Source organism: Staphylococcus rostri, from assembly GCF_002902145.1.
Classification (GTDB): Bacteria; Bacillota; Bacilli; order Staphylococcales; family Staphylococcaceae; genus Staphylococcus; species Staphylococcus rostri.
Window position 1 is genome coordinate 1 of record NZ_PPRF01000055.1, and the last position, 3,960, is coordinate 3,960.

Consider the following 3,960-nt stretch of genomic DNA (forward strand, 5'->3'; position numbering starts at 1 on the left):
GTATCAAAAAAGAAAATATACACGCGAACATAGAAATATTGATTATTACTAAAAATGTTTGTTTATACAAAAATAACTAGCCTATTATCGGCCAGCCACGTCATTTTATTGCACTTTTATTTTTTAACTTCCGCTCTAAAGTCAGTCATATAGCGGTTTTTACCAGAAAAATTTTCCACCATTTAGTTCTTAATAAATTTAATTACATTTTACAAACAATTTGACAAAGTGTTGTTTTAAACATAAATTATTCTTATTAATATAAAAAATTTAAGAAAGGAAGTATACCATTGTTTCCAAATATCTATTATTTATCTGAACCAATGGAAGTCCCCTCACGTTGTTTTGACGGCGCAATACTCATCGCCGCATTAGACGGCCATATTCAGGTAAAAATTGAAGGTAATATCTTACAAGAACAAGATATTTATCTGATCAATCACACTGAATTATTTGAGATACAATCCGGCCCTGCTTTACTGTTCTATATACCTGGCACCATTTTTAAACAATTAGGTATCAACATCTACGACCATACATATGTACTCCGACAACACGAACACATCAAACACGAATTAGCACAACTGCTTCAGTATTACCAAATGAACGAACAACAGTCACATGCCGCGCAGACACTTTTAAAACAACTTCTGACACATATCACCCTAGAAACTAAGCCAGCATCGCTTTCATCTAACGCCATCTTGAACCACATCATCCAATATGTCTCAAAGCATGTGTACAAACGTATCACACTCGAAGAACTCTCGCATATTTTTTACATGTCGTCTTCAACCATTCTATCTTTATTCAAAACCCATATGCATGTTACCTTCCATCAATATATTACATCTTTGAGAATTGCACGTTCGATGACAGACGTTACATCAGACAAAAAGATAGAAACCATCGCTAGAGACTGGGGTTATTCGAATGCGACCAACTACATTATGCATTTTAAAAAATATATGGGCGTGACACCGAAAAAATATAAAAGCTTCCCAATTAAAAGCAAGCAACTGCGCATTGCCAATATTTCTAATGATTACGAGGTACTCTCAACGCTCACCTTAGATACTGCAGAGAAAAAACAACAAGTAGACATTGTGATAGATGATCAAAAAATTCAAGAACCGTCTTTTCACTACTTCAACTTAATTGATATTGGTAGCTACGATAATATTGATGCGATTCTGAATGAACCCGTGTTTGACTACAAAAATTTTTCAAACTACAAACTTTCATCTTATATCTATATTAGTGAAGCTGAAGAGATTTTTGATGATATGTATATTCAAGACAATATGTCAGAATTTCGAAAGTTGTTACGTTCTAATATCTCAGTAGCATTAAAAATTAATAGTATCGAATATTATCAATATGTCGTGAAGATTATTGAAGCTTTACATTTTCTAGAAAGCGAGCATTTCGCGTCTTCTGTCGTTCAGAGCGCTAACTTATTGTTACTCGTTGATTTAGATACCATTACACTTGATGAGTTGCATCGTATTAAACGCAGCGCATACGGTGCAAATATTCGAATTTCGATCGATATCTCGCACCTCTATAATCAAAAAATGCCAATCGATCCAGAAATTCGCACACTAAATCCTGAATACTATACGATTGATTTCAACAAAATAACGTTACCTGTTTCACGTGAAGTCGAGGATTTAAGAGCTTTACAGAAAGATATACTTCACTATTTCGAACAAATTGGTGCTCGAAACAATATTATCTTTTTAGACTATGATATTGTGTACCAACCAGCGTTAACGAATAATATTGCACGCTTCTTACACGAGTCACTCAAGTCTAGACAGTACATTGCAGGGGCAAGTATTGGCTTTACAAGTAACGGTAAGAAACAGCATCCTGTTACGATTTTTAATGCGGTCGAAAATAAAACACTTTTCTATTTCTTAGGCACAATGTTAATGAATTTTTCAAGATTTCCATGTGAATATGGCGACGGCTATTTAATTACTAAGAACTTGCATAGCTATAATGTTTTACTCTACAACACAGACGCGACATTCACACAACGTATTGATGAATACACGAAGTCATTCTCTATACAGTTTTCTGAGCCGTTAAATAAGTCGGAAGTGTTGATATCTAAAGAGTTACTCAACAATTACTACGGCACGATTTATGGTATCGTCAATCCGGAAATCAATGATGCTCAGAACTTCCCTGACCATTTGAAATACAAGTTGAGTCAGCACAACAATCCATTACTTAAAATTGATAAACATAACTTTAATGATATGTCGTTTATTGCTAAAGTACCGCCAAAATCAATTGTATTAATTACCATCTATCATTAAATAAATATCGAGCACTAGCATCATTTGAAATATGGTGTTAGTGCTTCGTTATTTTCTTTGTATACTATTTTACTTTTTGAACATAACAGTTGCGCACAACTTTTATTGCCTAAGTGTCTGAATAGCATTCCTCAAAACACAGCTATGCACCGAAATACACAAAGTAGGGAACTTTCGACACAAAGCAATGTGTCGATGATAACATGTAGTTAACAAATCAAAGGATGGTGAAAACAATGAAAGAATTATTCGAATCAATCAACGGCATTGTCACTTCAGCAATCAATCACGACTGGACAGACTTAGGTACATCAATCGTAGGTACAGTTGAACATGGTGTTGGCTTACTTACAAAAATCCTAGGCCTAGGTTAAGCAATATAACTCATTACAAAGATGGAGGTGTTCACTATGTTTATCGTTGAATTAATCAAAAAAGTAGTAGAATTCTTCAAAGGTTTATTCAAATAATCATTTTTCAAAGACGGGTGGAATACTGCCCGTCTTTTTTGTGGTTAGACTACCGTCATAGCTCCCGTAGACTCCCGCACGTCTCAACAACGAAAAAAGCAACCCCATATATGATGAGATTGCCTTACTTTAATCGTGATTAGTCAGCTACAACGAACTCTACTGATGCTTCGAATTTTACGTCTTTACCTAACATTACGCCACCAGTTTCTAATGCTTGGTTGAATGTAATGTCATAGTCTTCACGGTTCACTTTACCTGTTACAATAAAGCCTGTTACTTGTGAACCATCTAATGGGTTCTTGCTTACGCCGTTGAACTCAACATCGAAAGTTTCTTCACGTGTTACACCTTTGATTGTTAAGTCACCAGTTACGCTATCTTCATTCACTTTTTTCGTTACGAATGTAATTGCGTTGAACTCTTCAGTTGCGAAGAAGTCGCCTGATCTTAAGTGATTGTCACGGTCTTCATTGCCTGTGTTGATTGAAGCTGGGTCAATTGTTACAGTTGCTTGAAGTGTGCTTAAGTCATTAATATCTCCTTCAACGTTTACCGCAAAGTTATCAAAGCTTCCTTTTGTACGTGATACCATTAAGTGTTTAATTTGAAAATCTAAATCGCTATGTGCTTGGTCAAAAGTAAATTGTGTCATGATAAATCCTCCAAATTTTTAAGTATATTTTTTATATTAGAGTCAGTTTATCAGATATAATTTCAAATAGCAATGATTTAATTTGAAAAATACAATTATTTTTTTATTTCGTTAAAAAACGTCACATACAATAAGTTTTTTAACTTATCATATATGACGTTAAAGTACTATTTGCGTTCTAGTAGCTGCCCCACTGTTTCAGCCACACGTTTAGGTGATTGTGGGTTTTGACCTGTCACCAATCGATCATCTACTTGCACATAAGGGATAAACGGCACTTTCGCTTTACGATATTGTGCCCCACGTGCTTTTAATTCTTGTTCCAACATAAATTGATAATACTTGCTTTTTGCAATTCCATATCAGGAGCTTTTTCCTTGTCATTCCAATATTCACGTAATGTTTCTGTTAAAAATGGATATTCAATTAATTCATAATGTTCTAATGGTAAAGTAATATTTTTGTTATCTAATATTTTCCATTCTATAACCCCCTTATTTTTAAA

5 protein-coding genes and 1 pseudogene are annotated in these 3,960 nt (G+C 34.3%); 3 read left to right on the forward strand and 3 right to left on the reverse strand.

Features of this window, described 5'->3' with window-relative positions; translation table 11 throughout:
- The first annotated feature begins 290 nt into the window (after positions 1 to 290).
- The 3 genes from CD122_RS08410 to CD122_RS12600 all read left to right on the forward strand — a co-directional run bounded on the left by CD122_RS08410 (position 291) and on the right by CD122_RS12600 (position 2,800).
- Positions 291 to 2,330 carry a helix-turn-helix transcriptional regulator gene (locus CD122_RS08410; RefSeq protein WP_103358543.1) on the forward strand — a complete coding sequence of 680 codons (2,040 nt, stop codon included), beginning with the start codon at positions 291 to 293 and terminating at the stop codon, positions 2,328 to 2,330.
- Between the two features lie 236 nt (positions 2,331 to 2,566).
- Positions 2,567 to 2,704: a beta-class phenol-soluble modulin gene (locus CD122_RS08415; protein ID WP_103358544.1), complete on the forward strand. Its 138-nt coding sequence runs from the start codon at positions 2,567 to 2,569 to the stop codon at positions 2,702 to 2,704.
- A 36-nt stretch (positions 2,705 to 2,740) separates the two neighbouring features.
- The gene (locus CD122_RS12600; RefSeq protein ID WP_368045590.1) at positions 2,741 to 2,800 is read left to right on the forward strand and encodes an epsilon family phenol-soluble modulin; all 60 of its coding nucleotides are present in this window, start codon (positions 2,741 to 2,743) and stop codon (positions 2,798 to 2,800) included.
- Positions 2,801 to 2,939: 139 nt separating this feature from the next.
- Here the strand turns inward: CD122_RS12600 and CD122_RS08425 are convergent, their stop codons facing one another.
- The 3 genes and pseudogenes from CD122_RS08425 to CD122_RS12150 form a co-directional block, all read right to left on the reverse strand.
- On the reverse strand, positions 2,940 to 3,455 hold the full coding sequence (locus CD122_RS08425) for a YceI family protein (RefSeq protein WP_103358545.1): 516 nt from the start codon (positions 3,453 to 3,455) through the stop codon (positions 2,940 to 2,942).
- A 167-nt stretch (positions 3,456 to 3,622) separates the two neighbouring features.
- On the reverse strand, positions 3,623 to 3,784 hold the full coding sequence (locus CD122_RS08430) for a type 1 glutamine amidotransferase family protein (protein ID WP_206167756.1): 162 nt from the start codon (positions 3,782 to 3,784) through the stop codon (positions 3,623 to 3,625).
- A pseudogene (locus CD122_RS12150) lies at positions 3,766 to 3,960 on the reverse strand (hypothetical protein); the annotation flags it as partial. The gene CD122_RS08430 and the pseudogene CD122_RS12150, both read right to left, overlap by 19 nt.